The sequence below is a fragment of the Kineosporiaceae bacterium SCSIO 59966 genome (genome assembly GCA_020881835.1).
Taxonomy (GTDB): domain Bacteria; phylum Actinomycetota; class Actinomycetes; order Actinomycetales; family SCSIO-59966; genus SCSIO-59966.
This window is the reverse complement of sequence record CP052876.1, coordinates 72,048-92,930: the sequence shown is the minus strand read 5'-3', so window position 1 is coordinate 92,930 and position 20,883 is coordinate 72,048. Positions and strand designations below refer to the sequence as shown.

Annotated in this window: 23 protein-coding genes; 8 read left to right on the top strand and 15 right to left on the bottom strand. The window is 73.6% G+C overall.

Annotated features, from left to right (window positions below):
• Nucleotides 1–46: 46 nt before the first annotated feature.
• Both HJG43_00440 and HJG43_00435 read right to left on the bottom strand, forming a co-directional pair.
• Complete coding sequence (locus tag HJG43_00440) at nucleotides 47–394, bottom strand: type II toxin-antitoxin system PemK/MazF family toxin (protein ID UER53271.1); 348 nt, start codon at nucleotides 392–394, stop codon at nucleotides 47–49.
• Nucleotides 381–611, bottom strand: a complete 231-nt coding sequence (locus tag HJG43_00435; protein ID UER53270.1) for a ribbon-helix-helix protein, CopG family — start codon at nucleotides 609–611, stop codon at nucleotides 381–383. Before HJG43_00435 ends, HJG43_00440 begins: the two co-directional genes overlap by 14 nt.
• Nucleotides 612–779: 168 nt before the next feature.
• On the opposite strand from HJG43_00435, the gene HJG43_00430 reads away from it, so the two are divergent.
• Nucleotides 780–1,715: a PAC2 family protein gene (locus HJG43_00430; GenBank protein UER53269.1), complete on the top strand. Its 936-nt coding sequence runs from the start codon at nucleotides 780–782 to the stop codon at nucleotides 1,713–1,715.
• A gap of 70 nt (nucleotides 1,716–1,785) precedes the next feature.
• Here HJG43_00430 and HJG43_00425 read toward each other — a convergent pair whose 3' ends face one another.
• The 8 genes from HJG43_00425 to HJG43_00390 all read right to left on the bottom strand — a co-directional run bounded on the left by HJG43_00425 (nucleotide 1,786) and on the right by HJG43_00390 (nucleotide 9,812).
• Complete coding sequence (locus HJG43_00425) at nucleotides 1,786–2,274, bottom strand: Hsp20/alpha crystallin family protein (protein ID UER53268.1); 489 nt, start codon at nucleotides 2,272–2,274, stop codon at nucleotides 1,786–1,788.
• A gap of 116 nt (nucleotides 2,275–2,390) precedes the next feature.
• Nucleotides 2,391–2,984, bottom strand: coding sequence for a serine O-acetyltransferase (cysE, locus tag HJG43_00420; protein ID UER53267.1), 594 nt, complete (start codon nucleotides 2,982–2,984; stop codon nucleotides 2,391–2,393).
• Between the two features lie 10 nt (nucleotides 2,985–2,994).
• Entirely contained in the window at nucleotides 2,995–3,927 is a 933-nt protein-coding gene (gene cysK, locus HJG43_00415; GenBank protein ID UER55580.1) for a cysteine synthase A, read from the bottom strand.
• A gap of 94 nt (nucleotides 3,928–4,021) precedes the next feature.
• Nucleotides 4,022–4,660 carry an ATP-binding protein gene (locus tag HJG43_00410; protein UER53266.1) on the bottom strand — a complete coding sequence of 213 codons (639 nt, stop codon included), beginning with the start codon at nucleotides 4,658–4,660 and terminating at the stop codon, nucleotides 4,022–4,024.
• Nucleotides 4,641–4,970: a DUF742 domain-containing protein gene (locus HJG43_00405; protein UER55579.1), complete on the bottom strand. Its 330-nt coding sequence runs from the start codon at nucleotides 4,968–4,970 to the stop codon at nucleotides 4,641–4,643. The genes HJG43_00410 and HJG43_00405 overlap by 20 nt, the downstream gene beginning before the upstream one ends.
• A gap of 82 nt (nucleotides 4,971–5,052) precedes the next feature.
• On the bottom strand, nucleotides 5,053–5,505 hold the full coding sequence (locus tag HJG43_00400; protein UER53265.1) for a roadblock/LC7 domain-containing protein: 453 nt from the start codon (nucleotides 5,503–5,505) through the stop codon (nucleotides 5,053–5,055).
• Nucleotides 5,502–8,813, bottom strand: coding sequence for a HAMP domain-containing protein (locus HJG43_00395; GenBank protein ID UER53264.1), 3,312 nt, complete (start codon nucleotides 8,811–8,813; stop codon nucleotides 5,502–5,504). The genes HJG43_00400 and HJG43_00395 overlap by 4 nt, the downstream gene beginning before the upstream one ends.
• A 360-nt stretch (nucleotides 8,814–9,173) precedes the next feature.
• Nucleotides 9,174–9,812: an NTP transferase domain-containing protein gene (locus HJG43_00390; protein UER53263.1), complete on the bottom strand. Its 639-nt coding sequence runs from the start codon at nucleotides 9,810–9,812 to the stop codon at nucleotides 9,174–9,176.
• 177 nt (nucleotides 9,813–9,989) lie between these two features.
• Between HJG43_00390 and HJG43_00385 the strand changes: the two genes are divergently transcribed.
• Nucleotides 9,990–10,967 carry an NAD(P)H-quinone oxidoreductase gene (locus HJG43_00385; protein UER53262.1) on the top strand — a complete coding sequence of 326 codons (978 nt, stop codon included), beginning with the start codon at nucleotides 9,990–9,992 and terminating at the stop codon, nucleotides 10,965–10,967.
• A 1-nt stretch (nucleotide 10,968) separates the two neighbouring features.
• Here the strand turns inward: HJG43_00385 and HJG43_00380 are convergent, their stop codons facing one another.
• From HJG43_00380 to HJG43_00370, 3 genes are all read right to left on the bottom strand, one after another.
• A complete protein-coding gene (locus HJG43_00380) occupies nucleotides 10,969–12,186 on the bottom strand; it encodes a cysteine desulfurase-like protein (GenBank protein ID UER53261.1) in 1,218 nt (405 codons plus the stop codon).
• Nucleotides 12,183–12,620 (bottom strand): CinA family protein, encoded by a 438-nt coding sequence (locus tag HJG43_00375; GenBank protein ID UER55578.1) that lies wholly within the window; start codon nucleotides 12,618–12,620, stop codon nucleotides 12,183–12,185. The genes HJG43_00380 and HJG43_00375 overlap by 4 nt, the downstream gene beginning before the upstream one ends.
• A 90-nt stretch (nucleotides 12,621–12,710) precedes the next feature.
• Complete coding sequence (locus tag HJG43_00370) at nucleotides 12,711–13,799, bottom strand: GNAT family N-acetyltransferase (protein ID UER53260.1); 1,089 nt, start codon at nucleotides 13,797–13,799, stop codon at nucleotides 12,711–12,713.
• Between the two features lie 80 nt (nucleotides 13,800–13,879).
• On the opposite strand from HJG43_00370, the gene HJG43_00365 reads away from it, so the two are divergent.
• The 5 genes from HJG43_00365 (at nucleotide 13,880) to HJG43_00345 (ending at nucleotide 17,349) form a co-directional block, all read left to right on the top strand.
• Entirely contained in the window at nucleotides 13,880–14,458 is a 579-nt protein-coding gene (locus HJG43_00365) for a bacterial proteasome activator family protein (GenBank protein UER53259.1), read from the top strand.
• 51 nt (nucleotides 14,459–14,509) lie between these two features.
• On the top strand, nucleotides 14,510–14,977 hold the full coding sequence (locus tag HJG43_00360) for a hypothetical protein (protein UER55577.1): 468 nt from the start codon (nucleotides 14,510–14,512) through the stop codon (nucleotides 14,975–14,977).
• 124 nt (nucleotides 14,978–15,101) lie between these two features.
• Nucleotides 15,102–15,536, top strand: a complete 435-nt coding sequence (locus tag HJG43_00355; GenBank protein UER53258.1) for an OsmC family peroxiredoxin — start codon at nucleotides 15,102–15,104, stop codon at nucleotides 15,534–15,536.
• A 5-nt stretch (nucleotides 15,537–15,541) separates the two neighbouring features.
• Nucleotides 15,542–16,801 (top strand): NAD(P)/FAD-dependent oxidoreductase, encoded by a 1,260-nt coding sequence (locus HJG43_00350; GenBank protein UER53257.1) that lies wholly within the window; start codon nucleotides 15,542–15,544, stop codon nucleotides 16,799–16,801.
• A 71-nt stretch (nucleotides 16,802–16,872) separates the two neighbouring features.
• Entirely contained in the window at nucleotides 16,873–17,349 is a 477-nt protein-coding gene (locus tag HJG43_00345) for an SRPBCC family protein (protein UER53256.1), read from the top strand.
• A gap of 68 nt (nucleotides 17,350–17,417) precedes the next feature.
• Here HJG43_00345 and paaF read toward each other — a convergent pair whose 3' ends face one another.
• Both paaF and pcaF read right to left on the bottom strand, forming a co-directional pair.
• Nucleotides 17,418–18,722 (bottom strand): phenylacetate--CoA ligase, encoded by a 1,305-nt coding sequence (paaF, locus tag HJG43_00340; protein ID UER53255.1) that lies wholly within the window; start codon nucleotides 18,720–18,722, stop codon nucleotides 17,418–17,420.
• A 78-nt stretch (nucleotides 18,723–18,800) separates the two neighbouring features.
• A complete protein-coding gene (gene pcaF, locus HJG43_00335) occupies nucleotides 18,801–20,003 on the bottom strand; it encodes a 3-oxoadipyl-CoA thiolase (GenBank protein ID UER53254.1) in 1,203 nt (400 codons plus the stop codon).
• 141 nt (nucleotides 20,004–20,144) lie between these two features.
• Between pcaF and HJG43_00330 the strand changes: the two genes are divergently transcribed.
• Nucleotides 20,145–20,789 (top strand): TetR/AcrR family transcriptional regulator, encoded by a 645-nt coding sequence (locus tag HJG43_00330; protein ID UER55576.1) that lies wholly within the window; start codon nucleotides 20,145–20,147, stop codon nucleotides 20,787–20,789.
• Nucleotides 20,790–20,883: the final 94 nt, after the last annotated feature.

The window sequence follows — 20,883 nt, the reverse complement described above, 5'->3', positions numbered from 1 at the left end:
CGGCCGATGTGGTCACAGCTGCGGCGTGGTCGCAGCTGCGACGTGGTCACAGCTGCAGGTGGAGACGCAGTGCGTCGTCCAGCTGCACCATGACGTCAGCGGGTGCACGGCCGACGACCGCGCCGACCCGCTCGACTGCGACCGAGCGGACCTGCTCGGCCTGAGCCTTGGAGTCTTGCTGCAGGCCGGTCGCAGCTGCCGGCAGCAGTGCCTGGAACGGGAAGATCCGGTCGGTGTTACCGGTAACCGGTACGACGGTGACCACTCCGCGTCCGAGGCGCGCCGCCGTGGAGTTCGCTCGGTCGTTGCTGACGATCACCGCCGGACGTCGCTTGTTGGCCTCACTCCCGCGCACAGGATCTAGGTCGACGAGCCGAATCTCACCGCGCAGCATCGGCGATTCCGTCTGCCACGGTCACGCTCCACGCCTCGTGGTCGCCTGATACATCCCACTCGCGCCAGGCCGCTTCGTAGTCCTGCTCCAGGTCGGGCAGACGGAGCATGCGGACAGCGTGGTGCAACGCGGCCGACCTCGAGGGGAGGCCGGCGGCGCGGGCGAACTCGTCGAGGATGGCCACATCCTCCTCGGGCAGACTGACGCTGAGTTTCATACCGCAATGCTACCGCGGTACTACTGTGGGCCTCCGCCACAGAATGCTGCGCTCAGCACGGCTCGTCCGGCGTGTCGCGCCACCAACCCAGCATTCTGTGAGCCGGACGGCACGGCCGGGGGGTCAACGCAGCGGGACGACTCCGGGCCTTCCCCGCGGTGGGAGAATGTGGGCGTGCTGCCACCCGAGGAGCTCTTCGAACTCGTTGCCGACGTCTCGCGGCGCACGCCGGACCAGGTGCCGGCGGCGCCGGTTCTCGTGCACGTCCTCGACGGGTTCGTCGACGCCGGCTCGGCGGCCTCCCTCGCCGCGGCCCACCTGCTCGACCAGCTGCCGCACCGGCTCGTCGTCCGGTTCGACGTCGACCAGCTGCTCGACTACCGCTCCCGCCGGCCACGGATGGCGTTCTCCGCCGACCGGTACACGTCCGTCGACGTGCCCGAGCTCGTCGTGCACGAGCTGCGGCTGCCCGACAGCTCGCTGCTGTACCTGCTCGCCGGTCCGGAGCCGGATACCCAGTGGGAGCGGTTCGCGCTCTCGGTCCGGATGCTCGTCGAGCAGCTCGGCGTCCGGCTCACCGTGGGTCTGCACGGCGTTCCGTGGGCCGCACCGCACACCCGGCCGGTCGGGCTGACCGCACACGCCAGCGACCGCGAGCTCATCGCCGGACGTCCCCGCTGGATCGGTGACGTCCAGGTCCCCGGGCACGTCGGGGCCATGCTGGAACTGAGGCTCGGTCAGTGGGGCCACCCCACCGTGGGCTTCACCGCCCACGTCCCGCACTACCTCGCAGCCGCGGAGTTCCCGCCGGCGGCGGTCGCGCTCCTGGAGGCGCTGTCAGACCTGGTCGAGGTTGAGCTCCCGACAGAGAAGCTGCGGGCGGCCGGTGCGGAGGTCCTCGCGCAGGTCGACGCGCAGGTGGCCGACTCGGCCGAGACGCTCGAGGCGGTGCGCGGCCTGGAGCGTCAGTACGACGCGATCGTCTCCGGCCGCACACTGGGCGGGCCCGGGCTGATGGGCCCGTCGCTGCCGGAGGACGAGATGCCGGACGCCGACGCCCTCGCCGCCGACGTGGAGAGGTTCCTCCGCGAGCTCGGCGACTGAGGGGTCGGCGTCCTGGATACCGTTCCGGCGGGGGTCCGCCGCCATTCAGCGGCGGCGTCCCCGTCGGGGATCAGCCGGCGGTCACCTCGCCCTTGAGCGGGGCCTCGCCGACCGCCTCAGAGGCGCCGTCCTTCTTGACGTCCACGGCGATCCGGCGCGGCTTGGCCTGCTCGGCGACCGGGATGGTCAGCGACAGGACGCCGTGCTCGTAACTGGCGTGGATGTTGTCGATGTCGAGGCCGTCACCGAGGTTGAGCTGGCGCATGAACGTGCCGGCCGGCCGCTCCTGGGCGAGCCACTGCGCGTCCTCGGGGTGCAGGGTGCGCTCGGCGCGCACAGTGAGCGTGTTGCCGTCGACCTGCAGGTCGATCGAGCCGGGGTCCACCCCGGGCAGGTCGACGTTCATGACGAAGTGGTCACCGGAGCGGTACAGGTCCATCGGCATCCAGCGCGGCGCACGCGTCGCCGTCGTGGTGGCGCCGATGAGCTGGCTCGCCAACCGGTCCATCTCACGGAAGGGGTCAAAGGTCAGGGCCACAACAACCACCTCCTCGTCCACGAGGCCGCCGCGGGCGCGACGGCCCGAACAGTTGTGGCAGAAGTTTGCGAGCGCCAAACTAGCACTCGTACCTCTAGAGTGCCAGCCGGCCCCGATTTATTCCCGGCTGCCGCGGCTCAGATGAGCAGGGCCGGGTCGACGAGGTCCTCGCCGCCGCCGGTGCCCCGGACCCGGCCGGGGATGCCGACGACGACGGCACCCGGCGGCACGTCCTTGACGACGACCGCGTTCGCGCCCACCTGGGCCCCGGCCCCGACGGTGATGTTCCCGAGGATCCGGGCCCCCGCGCCGACGGTCACCCCGTCCTCCAGGGTCGGGTGCCGCTTGCCGCGGCTCGAGCTGCGGCCGCCGAGGGTGACCCCGTGGTAGAGCATGACGTCGTCACCGACGACGGCGGTCTCGCCGATGACGACGCCCATCCCGTGGTCGATGAAGAAGCGGCGGCCGATGACCGCGCCGGGGTGGATCTCGATGCCGGTGAGCGCCCGGTTGAGGTGCGAGAGCACCCGGGCGGCGAGCCGCAGGCCGGGGCTCGCCCACATCCGGTGCGCCACCCGGTGCAGCCACAGGGCGTGCAGCCCGGGGTAGGCCAGGACGAGCTCGACGCGCGAACGGGCCGCGGGATCCCGGCTGGCAGCGGTGCGCAGGTCCTCGGCCAGTCGCCGCCGCCAGCCCAGCCGGACCGGCGCGACGGCCGGAGGACGGTTCATGTGCACCGGGTCAGTCCATGAGGTCGCTGTACAGGACCGTGGACAGGTAGCGCTCACCGAAGGAGGGGATGACGACGACGACGAGCTTGCCGGTGTTCTCCTCCCGGCGGGCGACCTGGACGGCGGCCGCCAGTGCGGCGCCGGAGGACAGTCCGACGAGCAGGCCCTCCTCCCGGGCGGACCGGCGGGCCCACTCGACCGCGGTGTCGGCGTCGACGTCCACGACCTCGTCGTAGATGCCGGTGTCGAGGATCTCCGGGACGAAGTTCGCCCCGATCCCCTGGATCTTGTGCGGGCCGGGCTGCCCACCGGTGAGGATCGGGGACTCGGCCGGCTCGACGGCGACCATCCGCACCGACGGCTTGCGCTCCTTGAGGACCTGCCCCACACCGGTGATCGTCCCGCCGGTGCCGATACCGGCCACCACGACGTCCACCTGGCCGTCGGTGTCGGCCCAGATCTCCTCGGCGGTGGTCCGCCGGTGCACCTCGGGGTTGGCCTCGTTCGCGAACTGGCGGACCAGCACGGCGTTGTCCCGGGCGCCGATCTCCTCGGCCCTGGCGACCGCCCCCTTCATCCCCTCGCTGCCGGGGGTGAGGACGAGCTCGGCTCCGAAGGCACGCAGCAGCGCCCGGCGCTCCTTGGACATCGTCTCGGGCATCGTCAGCACGACCCGGTAGCCCTTGGCGGCACCGACCATGGCCAGGGCGATGCCGGTGTTGCCGCTCGTCGCCTCGACGACGGTGCCGCCCGGGCGCAGCTGGCCCGAGCGTTCAGCGGCCTCGATCATGGAGACCCCGATCCGGTCCTTGACACTGCCTCCGGGGTTGCTGAACTCGAGCTTGGCGGCGACGGTGGCGCCGCACCCCTCGGTGAGACGGTTGAGCCGCACGAGCGGGGTCCGGCCGACTACCTGGGTCACGTCGTCATAGATGCGCACGATCACACCCAACAGCCCGTCGCCGCGGCAGGCTTCCCCGCAGGGGCGCTGTCTCACATTCCGGACGTCCGGTCCGGACACTCCACCGGGTCAGGGCTCAGGCCGTGAGGCGCTGCATCGCCAGCTGGACGAGGGTGACGAGGACCTGCTTGGTCGCCCCACGGGAGCGAGCGTCGGTGTAGACCATCGGCACGTGGGCGGGGACGGCGAGCGCCTCGCGGACGTCGTCCAGGGAGTGCCGGGCGATGCCGTCGAAGCAGTTCACCGCGACGACGAACGGGATCGCGCGGGCCTCGAAGTAGTCCACCGCGGGGAAGCACTGCTCGAGCCGCTCGGTGTCGACGAGCACGACCGCCCCGATGGCGCCGCGCACCAGGTCGTCCCACATGAACAGGAACCGGTCCTGGCCGGGCGTGCCGAACAGGTAGAGCCACAGGTTGCCCGGCAGCGCGATCCGGCCGAAGTCCATCGCGACGGTCGTCGTCGTCTTGCGGTCGGTGACCCCGCCGGCGTCGTCGATGCCGAGGGAGTGCTCGGTCATCGGCGCCTCGGTGGTCAGCGGCTCGATGTCGGAGATGGAGCCGATGAACGTCGTCTTGCCGACGGCGAACCCGCCGGCGACCACGATCTTGACCACGGTGGGCGCGGCGTCCGGGCCGTCCGGGGTCCCGGCGCCACCCGGCTGAGCGGCCTGCGCCGGCACGGCGGAGGCGACGTCAGAGCGAGGAAATGCCATTGAGAACACTCTCCAGGACGCTGAGGGTGGCTGCGGGGGTGTAGCCGTCGGACCGGGACGTCCCGTGGACCCGCACCGACCCGGACGACGTGAGGTCGCCCAGGACGATCCGGACCACCGGTACCGGCAATCGCAGGTGCGCCGAGAGCTCGGCGACGGACAGGTACTGGTGCTGCGTGAGCTCGACGATGCGCCGCTTCTCCGGCGTCATCGTGACGTCGGGCTCGGCGAGCGCCTGGACGAGCGCCTCGACCGGGATCTGGGTGGAGGCGGACGCCGTCCGGCCGCCGGTGACGGCGTAGGGCCGCACCGCGTAGGTCTCCTCCTCGACGGAAGGGTCCTCGCCGGGCCCCAGGTGCCCGGGCGGGTCGTCGACGTGTCTCACGCCGTCCTCACCCCATCACCGGCGCGCGGGTGCTGCCGTGGACCGGCAGGCGGGAGCGCATCTCCGAGACCAGCTGTGGGGTCAGGGTCGCCTCGGTGCGGCTGACGAGCATGGCCATCTCGTAGCCGATGAGCCCGACGTCGCAGCTGGAGTCGGCCATCGTGGCGAGCACGGAACCGTCGGAGATCGCCATGAGGAACATGAAGTACTCGTCCATCTCGACGATCGCCTGGCGCACCTCGCCGGCGTCGAGCTGACGGGCCGCACCGCGGGTGAGGCTCGACATCCCCGACACGATCGCGGACAGCTGGTCGCCGCGGGTCCGGTCGAGGTCGTCGGACATGGCCATGAGCAGGCCGTCGGCCGACACCACGAGGGTGTGGCGGACGCCGGGCACGCTCTTGACGAAGTTGTCGAGAAGCCAGCTGAAGTTGGCTGCCTCGGTGCTCATCGTGGTCACGCTTGTCCTCCGGTCGTGCTGGCGGTGTCGGTCGTCGGGGCGGTCGGGGACGGGTCGGTGGCCGGCTGGTCGGTAGCCGGCTGGTCGCCGTTCGGCGAAGGTGGACCCGCCGGGTCGGTGCGCCCGCGGTTCACCCCGGCCTGGAAGCCGGCGAGCATCGAGCGGACGTCGGCGGCGTCACGGCCCGGACGGCGTGCGGCGGCCGGTCGCGGCACCGCCACCTGGGCGGCCGGACTGGCGGCCGGGGTGCGCCGGGTGAGGGTCGCCGGCGGCTTGCTGTCGACGGCGGCGGGGGTGTAGGCGGACAGTCGGCTCAGCTCGGTCAGCGCCTCGGAGGCCAGCGCCGACCGCTCCCGCAGGACGTCGGACCCACCGTCGGTGGACGTCGCGGGGCCGGGTGCCGGCCGCGTCGGCAACGGGATCGGGCCGTCGCCGGGCACGGGCAGGGCCACCCGACCGGCCGCGCGAACGCCGGAGCCGACCGGCTCGGGCACCGGAGCCGGGGACTCGGCGCGATCCGCCGCCTGCGGCGGGACGCCGAACAGGCTGCTCGGCGCAGGGACGGGCTCAGGTCGCTGGGCGGCCGGGGCGCCGTCCGGCGTCGGCGCCTCCCGGTCGCGCGCCGCGGCGTCGTCCCGCGGGCGCGCTGGAGGCTGGTGCCGAGGGACGTACGCGCCGACCGGCTCGCCTGGGGAGTCCGCGGTGCTCAGCGCCTGCTCGAGGTTCCGCATCTCCCGGCGAGTGACCGGGACGACGGTGGACGGCTGGGCGACCCCGCGACGTCCGAGGAAGCCCCGCGACTGCCGGCGGCGCAGCGTGGCCCGCTTGGGCAGGATGTCCAGGGCGGGTGCCGCCAGATGAGGCTGGGGCTCAGGCTCGGGCTGGGGCGCGGGCTCGGGCTCGGGCTGGGGCTGGGGCTGGGGCTCGGGCTGGGGTTCGGGCGTCTGCGCGGCCTCGGGCTGGGGCGCGACCGGCTGCTGCTCGACCGGCTCCTGCTCGACGGGCTGCTGGGCGTCCGGCTCCGCGGCGTGCTGCCGGTGGGCCGGCGCGCGGGTGTGGCCGTTCGTCGGCACCTCGTCCGCGCCGGTCTGGGACGCCTCACCGGGGCGACGCGGACGGAAGGAGCTGAACAGCCCGCCACGGGAGACCGGCGAGGGATCCGGCACGGCCTCGGGTACGTCGTCCGGTGCCGTCACGTCGTGAGGTGCCGTCACGTCGTCCGGTGCCGTCACTGCCAGGGAGGACGGCTCGATCGACGGCTGCCGCAGGGGCAGGCCGCTGCCGCGACGGGGCAGGCCTGCGTCGGTGCGAGGCCTGTCCGGGGCCGGCTCGGCGTCCGGAGCGGGGGACCCCAGCGGCGCCGGCTCGACCCGGGCAGGCAGTCCAGCCGGGGTCAGGTCGTGAGCCGGTGGCGCCTCGTCGCCGTCCGGCTCCGGGACCTCGGCGACCGACCCGGGCACGAACAGCGCCGTGGGCAGGTCGACGCGCACGACGGTGCCCCGCTCGGTCCCAGGCTCCAGCGAGACGGTCGCGTCGAGGCGGCGGGCGAGGCGTCCGACGACGAAGAACCCGAGGCGCTGGGCGCCGACGACCTCGGCGACCGGTGGCTCGGCGATCCGGGCGTTCGCCTCGGCGATCTCCTCCGCGGACATCCCCAGGCCCTCGTCGGCGATGCTGACGACGACGCCGCGCGGGCCGGCCGCCGTGCTCACCACGACCCGGGTGCCGGGGTCGGAGAAGTTCGTCGCGTTCTCCAGCAGCTCAGCGAGCAGGTGGGCGGCCGTGAGGGCGACGTGCCCGACCATCGGCGGGTCGGCCTGCAGCACGAGGTCGACCCGCTCGTAGTGCTCGATCTCGGACGTCGCGGTGCGGACGACGTCCGACAGCGGCATCGGACGGCGCAGGCGACGGCCGGTGTCGATACCCGCGAGCACGAGCAGCGACTCGGCGTTGCGACGCATCCGGGTGGCGAGGTGGTCGAGCCGGAACAGGTTCTCCAGCGTGCGCGGGTCGTCCTCGGTGCGCTCGAGCTGGTCGATGAACGCGAGCTGGCGGGAGAGCAGGACCTGGTCGCGGCGGGCGACGTTGACGAACATCGCCGCGATCGACCCACGGAGCGCGGCCTGCTCCTGGGCGACCTGCACGGTCGTGCTGTTGACGTCGTTGAACGCGGCGGCGAGCCGGCCCACCTCGTCCCGGGAGGTCACCGGGATCTCCGGCAGCGTCAGACCCGGGCCCTCGCCCGGGGTCTGCATCCGCTCGACCATCGTCGGCAGCTCACGCCGGATCTCGCCGGCGGCGTCGGTGAGCCGCCGCAGCGGACCGGTGATGCTGCGGGAGAGCAGCAGCGCCAGCAGCACCGGGACGACGACGAGCAGCGCCGTGCCGGCCCCCACCTGGATCGCCCAGGTCCGTGCGTCGTCGGCGAGGGTCGCGCTGCGCGCGGCGGCGAGCTCAGCGAGCTCGGCCTCGACCGCGCCGAGCGAGGCGACCTCGGTCTCGGCGGCCCGCTGCCACGTGGCCGGGTCGATGTTCTCCAGCACGCCGTCGGCGTCCTCGACGGTCTTCTGCCGGGCCATCTGCAGGGCGTACCCGGTGGTCGGGACCCGGACGCCGACGCTCTCGGCGAGCTCGGTCGCCTGGTCACGGACGACGTCCTGGCGGGCGATCAGGTCAGCGACCCGGGACTGCAGCTCCGGTGACATCACCCCCGCGGCGACGGCGGGGGCGACCAGGTCGCGCTCCACGGTGACGAGCTCGGCCAGCTGCTCGGTCGCGGTGTACGTGGTGAGCATGTCGGCGAGCGCCCGGTCGTCGACGGCGTCGCCGATCCGGCCGGGGAGCGCGACGTCCGCCGCGATCGCGTCGGTGTAGCGGTCGTAGGCGAGCGTCGGGGACAGTGCGGAGCCGTCGATCTGCCGGCGCAGGACGTCGACGTCGTCATGGGCGGCGGCGGACGCGGCGACGCCGCTGGCGGCGGCCTCGTCGAGCAGGTCGAGCTCGACCGTGCCCACGCCGGCGCGGACCATCTCGATGCCCTCGCTGACCTGGGCGCGGACCTCCTGCAGCGCGGGCTCGGCGCTCGTGTCACCGGCCATCACCTGCATGCTGAGCGCCCGCTCGGCCTGCAGGCCACGGACGAGCGTGGTCAGCCCCGGTGCCTGGCCCGCGAGGGACTCGACCTGCACGGCCCGGCGCGCGTCGGTGAGGGCACCGACGGAGATGACGGTGGCTGCGAGCAGCAGGACGAGCACAGGCAGTGCAAGGACCGCCAGGATCTTCGACCTGATGCCGGTGTTGCGCAGCATGGGCGACCTTCCGCTCGAGAAACCGCCCGCGACGCAGTGCCGCGGTTCCTCTCTGCTTCGGGCCGGCTCCGGGCTCTATTGACGGTGACGACCGGCCGCACCGGTGCGGTTCACCCGATCGGAGCAGTCCAGCTGGGCGTGTCGCCCTTGCCCCTCACCCCACCCCCACCCCCGCCGTGATCATGCAATCCCGCCACCCTGCACACCCCCGCCCACCCCTGCCCCGCCGTGATCATGCAATCCCGCCACCCCACTGACCACCGACCAGCTCGCGGAATGCTGGGTTGGTGGCGCAACACGCCGGCCAGGCCGGGACGAGCGCAGCATTCTGTGGCCACAGTTCCGCCCACCCGCCGGACCTCAGGCGCGCACGCTCTCCCCTCTCAGCCGAGCGCGCGCCGCTCGCCGGGCCGCCTCGAGGTCCGCCGGGGTGTCGACGTCCAGGGTCGCCTCCTGGGCGACCGGGACGACGACGACCGCGAGGTGGTCCATCAGCGCCCGAGCAGGTCGGTGGAGGAGCTGGCCGGTCGTCGTCCGGGCCAGCGCCTCGCGCCGGTAGACGGCGAGCAGCGGCTGCGGCGGGCCGTCCGGCGGGGCTGCGACCGCCACGTCCGCATGCGGGTCACGGCGCAGGGCTGCGAGAAGCGCGGGGACGGCAGCCGGTCCGAACGGGGCGTCACCGGCGAGCACGACGACGTGTGCAGGGGTTCCGGTGAGGGCACGCACCCCGGCGCCCACCCCGGCGGCCGGACCACTGCCCGGAGGATCTTCACGGGTCGTGCGGACCGGGCGGGCGGTGGACCGGGACGGTCCGACGACGACGACCTCCACGTCGTCCGGGACGCCGGCGAGGACGGCGTCGAGCACGGTGAACGGGCCGGTGGTGCCGGCGGCGGGGGCGAGAGTGTCCGCGAGCTTGTCGTGCCCCATGCGGCGTGACCGGCCGCCCGCGAGGACGACGACCGCGCACCCCTCCCACGAAGTGACCCGTCTCGGCATGCCACCAGTGTCGCCCACGCACGGCCTCGGCAGGTGCACGCCAGGGTGGCGGGATTGCATGATCACGGGTGGGTCGCGGGGGGGTGGCGGGATTGCATGATCACGGGGGGGCGTGCGGGGGGTGGCGGGATTGCATGATCACGGGGGGGTCGGGGGGCGGGGGCTAGGGTCGGGGGTGTGCGCGCAGTGGTGATCCGGGAGCCCGGTGACGCCGACGTCCTGGAGCTGCAGGAGGTCGAGGCCCCGGCGTGCGGGCCCGGTGAGGTCCGCATCGCCGTGGCCGCGACCGCGGTGAACCGGGCCGACGTCATGCAGCGACGGGGGCACTACCCCCCGCCGCCGGGCGCGTCGCCGTACCCCGGTCTGGAGTGCTCCGGGCGCGTCACCGAGGTCGGCGAGGGCGTCGACGGGTTCAGCGTCGGCGACGAGGTGTGCGCCCTGCTGTCCGGCGGCGGCTACGCCGAGCAGGTCGTCGTCCCGGCCGGCCAGGTGCTGCCGGTGCCGGCGGGGGTCGACCTCGTCGACGCCGCGGCCTTGCCCGAGGTCGTCTGCACGGTCTGGTCCAACGTGTTCATGACCGCGGGCCTGCAGCCGGGCGAGACACTGCTCGTGCACGGCGGGTCATCGGGCATCGGCACGATGGCGATCCAGCTGGGTCGCGCCGTGGGCGCCCGGGTCGCCGTCACCGCGGGCACCCCGGAGAAGCTCGAGCGCTGCCGGGACCTGGGCGCTCAGGTCCTCGTCGACTACCGGCAGGAGGACTTCGTCGAGCGCGTGAGGGAGGCCACCGACGGGCACGGGGCGGACGTCGTCCTGGACAACATGGGGGCGGCCTACCTGGGACGCAACGTCGAGGTCCTGGCGACCAACGGCCGCCTCGTCGTCATCGGCCTGCAGGGCGGACGCCGGGCCGAGCTCGACCTGGGCACCCTCCTCGCCAAGCGCGCCGCGGTCATCGCCACGTCGCTGCGCGCCCGGCCGGCCGCGGAGAAGGCCACCATCGTCGCGGCGGTGCGCGAGCACGTGTGGCCGCTGCTGGAGTCCGGGGACGTCCGCCCCGTCGTCCACACCCGGATGCCGCTGGCGGACGCCGCGGAGGCCCACCCGCTGCTTGAGTCCAGCAGCCACGTCGGCAAGATCGTGCTGACCGTCTGAGCTAGCCGAGGTCCCCGAGCGCGGCGAGCAGGCGGTCGACGTCCGACCGGTCGTTGTAGTGCACGAGACCGGCCCGGACGGCGGACCCGGAGTCCCGGATCCCCAGCAGACCGGTGAGCTCCCACGCGTACATGTGCCCGGCCCACACGTTGACCTGAGCGGCGGCGCAGTGCTCGGCGACCTGCTGCGGCGTCCACCCGTCGACGGTGAGGTACACGGTCGCGGTTCGCCGGGCCGGGGAGCCGATGAGGTGGACGTGCGGCATCGCGGCGAGGCCGTCGAGCAGGACGCCGAGCAGGTCCGTCTCGAACGCCTCGACGGCGGCCATCGTCGCCAGCAGCCGCTGCCGGCGGGTCCCGCCCGGTGCGGGGGTGACCGGCAGGCCCGCCAGGTGCTCGACGGCCGCGGCGAGACCGGCGTGCTGGGCGAACGGTGGTGTGCCGGTCTCGAACCGGTAGGGCACCTCGTCCGGGGACGACGCGAGCTTGTCCGGGTGCAGCTCCTCCCACAGGGCCGGGTCGGCGACCAGGGCGCCGAGGTGCGGCCCGGACCACTTGTAGGAGCTCGTCGCGTAGACGTCGGCGCCCAGGGCGGCCATGTCGACCGGCCCGTGGGGGGTGGCGTGCACGCCGTCGACGTAGACGAGTGCGCCGTGCTCGTGGGCCAGGTCGGCGATCGCCCGCACGTCCGGGCGGGTGCCGACGACGTTGCTCGCGGCGGTGACCGCGACCAGCCGGGTCCGTGGGCCGACGAGGTCGGCGAACGCGTCGACCGGCAGGTCCAGGGACGGCAGCACCGGGTCGGCGAACCGGACGCTCGCCCCGGCCCGCGCCGCCGCCTGGACCCAGGGGCGCACGTTGGCGTCGTGGTCCAGCCGGGTGAGGACGACCTCGTCACCCGGGCCCCAGGTCGCCGCGAGCGCGTTCGCGACCCGGTAGGTCATCGTCGTCATGTTCGGCCCCAGCAGGACGCCGTCCGGGGACGGCCCGCCGACGAGGTCGGTGACGGCCAGGCGCGCTGCGGCGGTCAGCTCGTCCGAGCGCCGGGACGCCGCGAAGGCGCCGCCGTGGTTGCCGATCCCGGCCCGCCAGGCGCCGGCGACGGCGTCGATGACCGAGGTCGGCACCTGGGTGCCTGCCGCGCCGTCCAGGTAGGCCGAGCCGTCCGCCAGCGCCGGGTACCGGGCGCGGACGGCGGCGACGTCGAGCGTCCCGGTCATGCGGCGGCCCCCCCGGCGACCCGGGCGTGCTCGAGCAGGAGCCGCAGCGCGTGCTCGGTGGTCGCCTCCACCACCTGCGGCGGGTCACCGTCGAACCGCTGCTTCTCGGCGTGCACCCGCCCGTGGGCCAGGACGGCGAACCACACCGTGCCCGGCGGCTCCCCCTCCTCCTCGTCCGGGCCCCCGGCCCCGGTCAGCGCGACGGCCAGGTCGGCGCCGAGGAGACGGGCGACGGACGCGACCATGGTCCGCGCGCACTCCTCGGTGATCACGGGACCCTCGGGCACGCCGAGGACGGAGAACTTCACCTCCGGTGCGTAGGCCACCACGGCCCCGCGGAACCAGGTGGACGCCGACGGCGCGGCGCCGAGGCGGGCCGCCACCTGGCCGCTGGTCAGGGACTCCGCGGTGGCCACCGTGAGCCCCTGCTCCATCGCCTGCTCGGCGACCTGCTGCGCCAGCTCCTCGCTCGTCACCTGTTGGCTCCTCCTCGGCGGTCCTTGGCTGTTCGGTGGTACGGGCCGTCAGCGGACGACGAGGTCACGGTGCCACGACTCGGTGACGTAGCGCGTGCGGAAGCCCATGGACTGGTAGAGACCGACCGCGCCCGTCGGTGAGTCGGCGTCGACCTCGAGACCGACCCGGTCCCGGCCGCGGGCCGCGGCGTCGCTGATGAGGGCGTGCAGCAGGGACCGCGCCACTCCCCGTCCGCGCGCGGCACTGGTCACCCCGAGGTACGCGACGTAGCTGCCGTCGGGCTGCCCGTCCGCGCCGGCCGAGACCTCCCCGACGAGCGCACCGACGGGCTCACCGTCCTCGAGCTCAGCCAGCCACCAGTGGTCCCAGGCGTGACCCACCTCCTGCTGCTGACGGGTGACGAACTCGTCGAACGTCTCCTCGTGGTAGTTGAAGTGGTCGGTGAACGCGGCCTCCAGGACGTCGTGCACGGCCCGCAGGTCGCGCTCGTCCGGCGTGCCGTCGTCCCGGACGACCTGACGCACGGTGATCCCCTCGCCAGGCGGGGGGAAGGCGTCGGCCGCGGCCTCGGCGGCCTCCACCGGACGGGACATCTGCCACCACGTCCGCACGTGCACGTAGCCGGCGGCGGTCAGCCACCGGTGCTGGCGGTCGTCGCCGGCGAACGCACCGGCGTCGAGCTGCGTCGCCTCCAGGCCACGTTCGAGCGCCAGGCGACGACCCTGCTGCTCGGCCCAGTCGAACAGGAAGGCTGCGACCCGGTCGGCGGTCCCGTCGTCCGGTTCGGCACCGGCCGGGCCGGGGTCCACGAGCCCCGGGTCCACGAGGACGGCGACGACGGTGCGGCCGGCGGCCCGGTCGTGCACCTCCCCCCAGGCCCGGATGACGCCCGCAGGGTCCCGGACGACGCAGTGCTCCCGGGTCTGCGCCCCGGGGCCGACGACACGGGCGGCGACCGACTCCGGTGTCGTCGTCGGCCTGCCCAGCCCGGACCGGTCGTGGGCGGCAGCGACCCGGAACAGGTCGTCGACGTCCCGCGGGACGGGACGACCGGCCGTCCACCCCGGAGGCAGGTCTGCCCCCGTGCCGGAACGGCTCGGCCCGGTCGGCGTCCGGTCGTGCTCTGCGGAGTCCACGGTCGGTCAGTCTTTCGCACCCCGGACCGGCGCCCCCACCCGGACGGCGCGGCGGCGAACCAGGGGGCAGGATGGAGGGCATGACCGAGCAGCCGAAGCAGTCCCAGCCGCAGGTCCCTCCCGGTACGCCGGCGGACGACGACCAGCAGCGGGTCGTGGTCGTCACCCCGCAGGGCATGGGCGTCGTCGACGGTGACGACGAGGCCGGCGACATCGCCGGGATGGTCGAGCAGCCGGCCAAGGTGATGCGGATCGGCAGCATGGTCAAGCAGCTGCTCGAGGAGATCCGCAACGCCCCCCTGGACGAGGCCGGGCGCGCCCGGCTCGCGGAGGTGCACGAGCGCTCGATCGCCGAGCTCGAGCAGGCCCTGTCGGGCGAGCTGGTCGAGGAGCTGCGCCGGATCACCCTGCCGTTCGCCGAGGAGAGCACTCCTACGGACGCCGAGCTCCGGATCGCGCACGCCCAGCTCGTCGGCTGGCTGGAGGGCCTCTTCCACGGCATCCAGACCGCGCTGTTCGCCCAGCAGATGGCGGCGCGAGCCCAGCTCGAGCAGCTGCGCCGCGCCCTGCCGGGTCACCCGCAGCCGCCGGGGATGCCTGGTCAGCCCCAGCCCGACCAGCGGCCCGTTCCGCAGCACGGCACCGGTCAGTACCTCTGAGAGGCCTCTCACACAGGACGAACGGGTGCGGACGACGCGGGGCCGGTGACGATGTCGCTCCGGGGACGGCTGTTCCGACGCCGCGAACCCGACCCCCTCGGTGACGGGGTGTGGCGGCGGGCGCACGACCGGTTCCGCCGAGCCGTCGACCGGTTCCACCAGGTGATCGAGCCGGTACCCCCCGGTCCGGAGCGCGACCGGCTGGAGCTCGTCGGCGCGTCCCTCGCCGAGTCGCTCGACATCGTGCGCGCTGTGTGCGTCCGGGCTCAGGCGCAGGCGCCGAGCTCGGGACTCGACGTCCCGCGAGGCCCGGACGGACGCGCACCGGACCTGCACCGGCGGCTCTCCCGGGCAGGCGCCCTGGCCGCGCAGGCGGCCGAGGCGGCGGCGATGTGCCGGGTCGCGCTGCGATCAGCCGCGGCGGACGGGCGGGACGCGGCGGACCGGCGGGACGCGGCAGAGCGGGTCACGGCAGCCGAGCGGGCGGCCGGTGCCGTCCGGGAGCTCGTCGCTGGCTGAGGGACCCCGGACGACGCCGCCCCCGCCAAGCGTGATCATGCAATCCCGCCACCTCTGGCGGGGGGCGTCGACCCGACCTAGCGTGCTCGGTGACCGACGTTCCACCGAGACCACTGGAGACGAGATGGCTACTCGCACGTCCACCACCCGCTGGCACGGTTCCCTGCAGGAAGGATCCGGTCGCGTCGAGCTCACCTCCTCCGGCGCCACCGGCTTCGACGTGACCTTCCCGCGGCGCGTCGGCGAGCCCGAGGGCAGCACCAGCCCCGAGGAGCTCATCGCCGCCGCACTCTCCTCGTGCTTGGCGATGAACTTCTCCGGCGTGCTCGGCAGGAACGACCTGACCGCGCAGTCCCTCGAGGTCACCGCGGACGTCACGGTCGACCGGGTCGACGGGGGACTGGCCATCACCACCGCCGCCTCTCGGATCCGCGCGAAGGTCGACGGCGTCGACGAGGCCCGGTTCGCCGAGCTGGCCGCGCTCGCCCACGAGACGTGCCCGGTCAACAAGGCCCTGGCCGGTACCGAGCGCACCCTCGACGCCCAGCTCCTGCCCTGAGCACCATGTCGACCGCCCCCGCCGCTGCCCGGCCCCGCGTCGTCGTGGTCGGCGGGGGCTTCGCCGGGCTGGCCGCCGTCCGTGAGCTGAGCCGGGACGACGTCGACGTCCTGCTCCTCGACCGCAACCCGTACACGACCTTCCAGCCACTGCTGTACCAGGTCGCCACCGGGGGCCTGAACCCTGGAGACGTCACCTTCGCACTGCGCGCCTACAGCGGGCGCTACCGCAACGTGAGGTTCCGCCGCACGGCCGTCACGGGGCTGGACACCGCCGGACGCCAGGTGCTGTGCGCCGACGGCACCCGTGAACGCTACGACGCCCTGGTGCTCTCCCCGGGGGTGACGGCGAACTTCTTCGGTGTGCCCGGCGCCGAGCAGAACGCACGGACCATCTACTCCCGTCGCGAGGCGATCGGGGTCCGTGACGCTGTCCTGGCGAACCTGGAGCTGTTCGCCCAAGGCCGTCCCGAGGCGAAGGAGCCGGTCACGGTCGTCGTCGGGGGCGGACCGACCGGTGTGGAGATGGCCGGCGCCCTCGCCGAGCTGCGAAACGCCGCCCTGCCGGTCGCCTACCCGGAGGTCGACCCGGCGCGAGCCCGCGTCGTGCTCGTGGAGATGACCGACAGCCTGCTGGCCCCGTTCGTCCCGCGGCTCCAGCGCTACACCGCTCGGGAGCTGCGCCGCCGTGGCGTCGAGCTGCGTCTCGGCACCGCCGTCGAGGAGGTCCGGCCGGACGGCGTGCGCCTCTCGGACGGCGAGGAGCTGGCCTGCGCGGCCACCGTCTGGGCCACGGGGGTCAAGGTGGCCGACGACGTCCGCGACTGGGGACTGCCCCAGGGCAGGGGAGGGCGGATCCTCGTCGAGCCGGACCTGCGGGTGGTCGGCCACGACCGGGTGTTCGCCGTCGGCGACGCTGCGGCTCCCGCGGACGGCGAGCCGCCGCCGCAGCTGGCCCAGCCCGCGATCCAGGAGGGACGCCACGCCGCTGAGCAGATCCGGCGACTGCTGGCCGGTGAGACGACAGAGCCCTTCTCCTACCGGGACAGGGGCATCATGGCCACGATCGGCCGGACGGCGGCCGTCGTCCAGCTGCCCTGGGGACCGCGGTTCGGCGGGTTCGTGGCCTGGATCGCCTGGGTCGTGCTGCACATCGTCACGCTCATCGGCAACCGCAACCGGCTGGCGACGATGACGAACCTGTCGGTCCGCTACCTCGCCTGGCCGGGCAGCCTCAACGTCATCGTCGGCGACCCGCCGGAGTGACCGTCCGGGCCACGTGTAGGACGACGCCGGCCGGGGTAGCCCGGTGAGTGCACCCGATGAGAGGAGCACTCATGAGCACGGTCGAGAAGACGGTCACGGTGGACGTCCCCGTCCGCACCGCCTACGACCAGTGGACGCAGTTCGAGTCGTTCCCCGAGTTCATGGAGGGCGTCGAGTCCGTCCAGCAGCTCGACGACAAGCGCCTGCACTGGAAGGCCGAGATCGCCGGTGTCACCCGGGAGTGGGACGCCGAGATCGTGGACCAGACCCCCGACGAGCGGATCACGTGGCGCTCGCTCGCGGGCACGAAGAACGACGGCACGGTGCTGTTCCGGACCGACCCGGGCAACCCCGGCTCCACGCAGATCACCCTGCGCCTGGAGTACGAGCCCGAGGGCGTCGTGGAGAAGGCCGGTGACCTGCTGAACATCGTCGACCGGCGGGCCCAGGGCGACCTGGACCGGTTCAAGAAGTTCATCGAGTCGCGTGGCACCGAGACCGGCGCCTGGCGCGGCGAGGTCAAGCCGAGCGGTGAGGTCCACCACTGACCTGCGGTTTCGTCACCCGACGACGAGAGGCCCTCGGCACCGTGCCGGGGGCCTCTCGTCGTCCGCCGTCAGCGCGGGCGCTGGTCCACGATCCGGCGCATCTTGCCCACCGACCGCTCGATGCCCTCGGGCTCGAGAACCTCCACGCCCACCGTCACCCCGATCGTGCTCTTGACGAGGTGCCGCAGCTCCTCCCCGGCGCGGGCTGCGACGTCCGCGTCGGCGTCCGGACGCCGCTCGACCTTGACCGTCATCTCGTCCATCCGCCCGGGCCGCGACAGCCAGCACTGGAAGTGGGGAGAGAGGGCCGGCGTGCGCAGGATGAGCTCCTCGATCTGGGTGGGGAAGAGGTTCACCCCACGCAGAATGATCATGTCGTCGGTGCGGCCGGTGACCTTCTCCATCCGCCGCATGGTGCGGGCCGTACCCGGCAGCAGCCGGGTGATGTCGCGGGTCCGGTACCGGATGGCGGGGGTCGCCTCCTTGGTGAGTGTCGTGAAGACCAGCTCGCCCTCCTCGCCGTCCGGCAGCACCTCCCCGGTCACCGGGTCGATGACCTCCGGGTAGAAGTGGTCCTCCCAGATGTGCAGGCCGTCCTTGGTCTCGACGCACTCGATCGCGATACCGGGCCCCATCACCTCGGACAGCCCGTAGATGTCGAGCGCGTGCATGTCCAGGCGCTGCTCCATCTCCCGGCGCATGTCGTCCGTCCACGGCTCCGCGCCGAAGATGCCGATCTTCAACGAGGTCGACGCCGGGTCCACGCCCTGCCGCTCCATCTCGTCGATGATCGCGAGCATGTACGACGGCGTCACCATGATGATGTCGGGCTTGAAGTCGCCGATGAGCATGACCTGCCGCTCGGTCATCCCCCCGGACATCGGGATGACGGTGCAGCCGAGCGCCTCGGCGCCGTAGTGCGAGCCCAGACCGCCGGTGAACAGGCCGTAGCCGTACGCGACGTGCACCTTGTCACCGGGCCGGCCCCCGGAGGCGCGGATCGAGCGCGCCATGACGTGCGCCCAGGTGCGGATGTCGTTGGCGGTGTAGCCGACCACGGTCGGCCGGCCCGTGGTCCCGGACGACGCGTGGATCCGGCTCACCTGCTCCTGGGGGACGGCGAACATCCCGAACGGGTAGTTCTCCCGCAGGTCCTGCTTGGTCGTGAACGGGAACCGGGCGAGGTCCTCCAGGGAGCGCAGGTCGTCGGGGTGCACGCCGGCGTTGTCGAACGCCGCCCGGTAGTGCGGGACGTTGTCGTAGGAGTACCGCAGGCTCCACCTCAGCCGCTCGAGCTGCAGCGAGCGCAGCTCGTCCACCGACGCGGTCTCGATCGGCTCGAGGTCACCGGGCTGCGGGCTGAGGTCCTTCACGGGGTCTCCTTCTTCGGACGGTTCTTCGGACGGCGGGGCGAGAGTTCTTCGGACGGCGGGCTGGGACGACGAGGTGGGTCAGGTGCGCTCGAGCAGGACCGAGATGCCCTGGCCGACGCCCACGCACATCGTGACCAGCGCCCGCCGCACGTCCCGGACGGCGAGCTCGGTGGCCGCGGTGAGGGCGAGCCGGGCGCCGGTCATCCCGAGCGGGTGCCCGAGGGCGATACCGCCACCGTTGGGGTTGACGTGCTCGGCGTCGTCCGGGATCCCCAGCTGACGCAGCACCGCGAGCACCTGCGCCGCGAAGGCCTCGTTGAGCTCGACGACGTCCAGGTCCGCCACGGTCAGGCCGAGCCGGTCGAGCAGGCGACGGCTCGCAGGCACCGGGCCGATGCCCATGATCCGCGGCGGCACACCGGCCGTGGCGGCACCGACGACCCGGGCCAGCGGCTGCAGGCCGAAGCGCTCGACCGCCGCCTCCGACGCGACGAGCAGCGCCGCGGCCCCGTCGTTGACGCCGCTGGAGTTGCCCGCGGTCACCGTGCCGCCCTCGCGGAACGCGGGCCGCAGCGCGGCCAGAGCCTCCCGGCTCGTCCGCCGCGGGTGCTCGTCGGTGTCGACGAGGACCGGGTCGCCCCGGCGCTGCGGGACCGGGACGGGGACGATCTCGCGGACCAGCCGCCCGGACGCCTGCGCGGCCGCCGCCCGCTCCTGGGAGCGCAGGGCGTAGGCGTCCTGGTCCTCACGGGAGACCCCGAACTCGGCGGCGACGTTCTCCGCGGTCTCGCCCATGGAGTCGGTACCGAAGCGCTCCTCGAGCACGGGGTTGACGAACCGCCACCCGATCGTCGTGTCGTGGACCTCGGCGCGCCGGTCGAACGCGCTCTGCGCCTTGGCCATGACGAACGGGGCCCGGCTCATCGACTCGACCCCGCCGGCCAGGACGAGGTCGGCCTCCCCGGCGCGGATGCTCCGGGCGGCGACGGCCAGCGCGTCGGCGCCGGAACCGCACAACCGGTTGACGGTGGTCCCGCTGACGGTCTCGGGCAGGCCGGCGAGCAGCAGCGCCATCCGCGCGACGTCCCGGTTGTCCTCCCCCGCCTGGTTGGCGCAGCCGAGGACGACGTCGTCGAGGGCCTCCCAGTCGACGTCCGGGTGCCGAGCGGTCAGCTCGCGCAGGACGTGGGCGGCCAGGTCGTCCGGGCGCACGGAGGACAGCGCGCCTGCGTACCGACCGACGGGCGTGCGGACCCCGTCCACGAGGAAGGCCTCTGGCATGGGCGGGCAGTCCTCTCTCCCGAGTGTGCTGGCATCCGACCGAACGGTCGGTCCTATGCTGCCGGTCGGCCCGTGCACTATCAAGGCCTGGACCATCAAGCCTGGACCATCAACCCCTGCGGGAGGCCGCCCGTGTCGCAGATGCCCGCCCCGCCGGCGGGAGCCGGTGAGCGGCACCCTGGCCGGCGCCGGCACGACGCCGACTCCGTGCTCGACGTCGCCGTCACCGTGTTCATCGAGCGCGGCTACGACGGGACGTCGATGGAGCACCTGTCCCGCGCGTCCGGGCTGTCCAAGTCGTCGCTCTACCACCACATCGCCAGCAAGGAGCAGCTGCTGCGCACGGCGCTGGAGCGCGCCGTCGGGCCGCTGTTCGACGTCCTCGCCGAGCCGCAGGCCAGCACCGGGCGGGCCATCGACCGCCTGGAGCACGTCGTGCGCCGCACGGTGGCGGTGCTCGTCGAGCGGCTGCCCTACGTGACCCTGCTGCTGCGGGTGCACGGCAACACCGAGACCGAGCGCTGGGCGCTGGAGCGCCGCCGGGAGTTCGACCGGACGGTGGCCGCGCTCGTCGTCGAGGCGGCCGCGGACGGCGACGTCCGGGACGACGTCGACCCCGCGGTGGTCACCCGGCTGCTGTTCGGGATGATCAACTCGCTGGTCGAGTGGTACCGGCCCTCCGGCTCTCCGCACGTGGCTCCGGCAGCCACCGGTCACCACGGGCTGGGGCCGAAGGAGCTCGGGGACGCCGTCGTCCGCATCGCCTTCGACGGCCTGCGCCGCTGAGCCACGTGCGCCGCGCGACGGGCGCCGGACACCGACAGGCCCCGGACACCGACAGCCCCGGACGCCGCGGGCTCCGGTTGACGGTGCGCAGGTC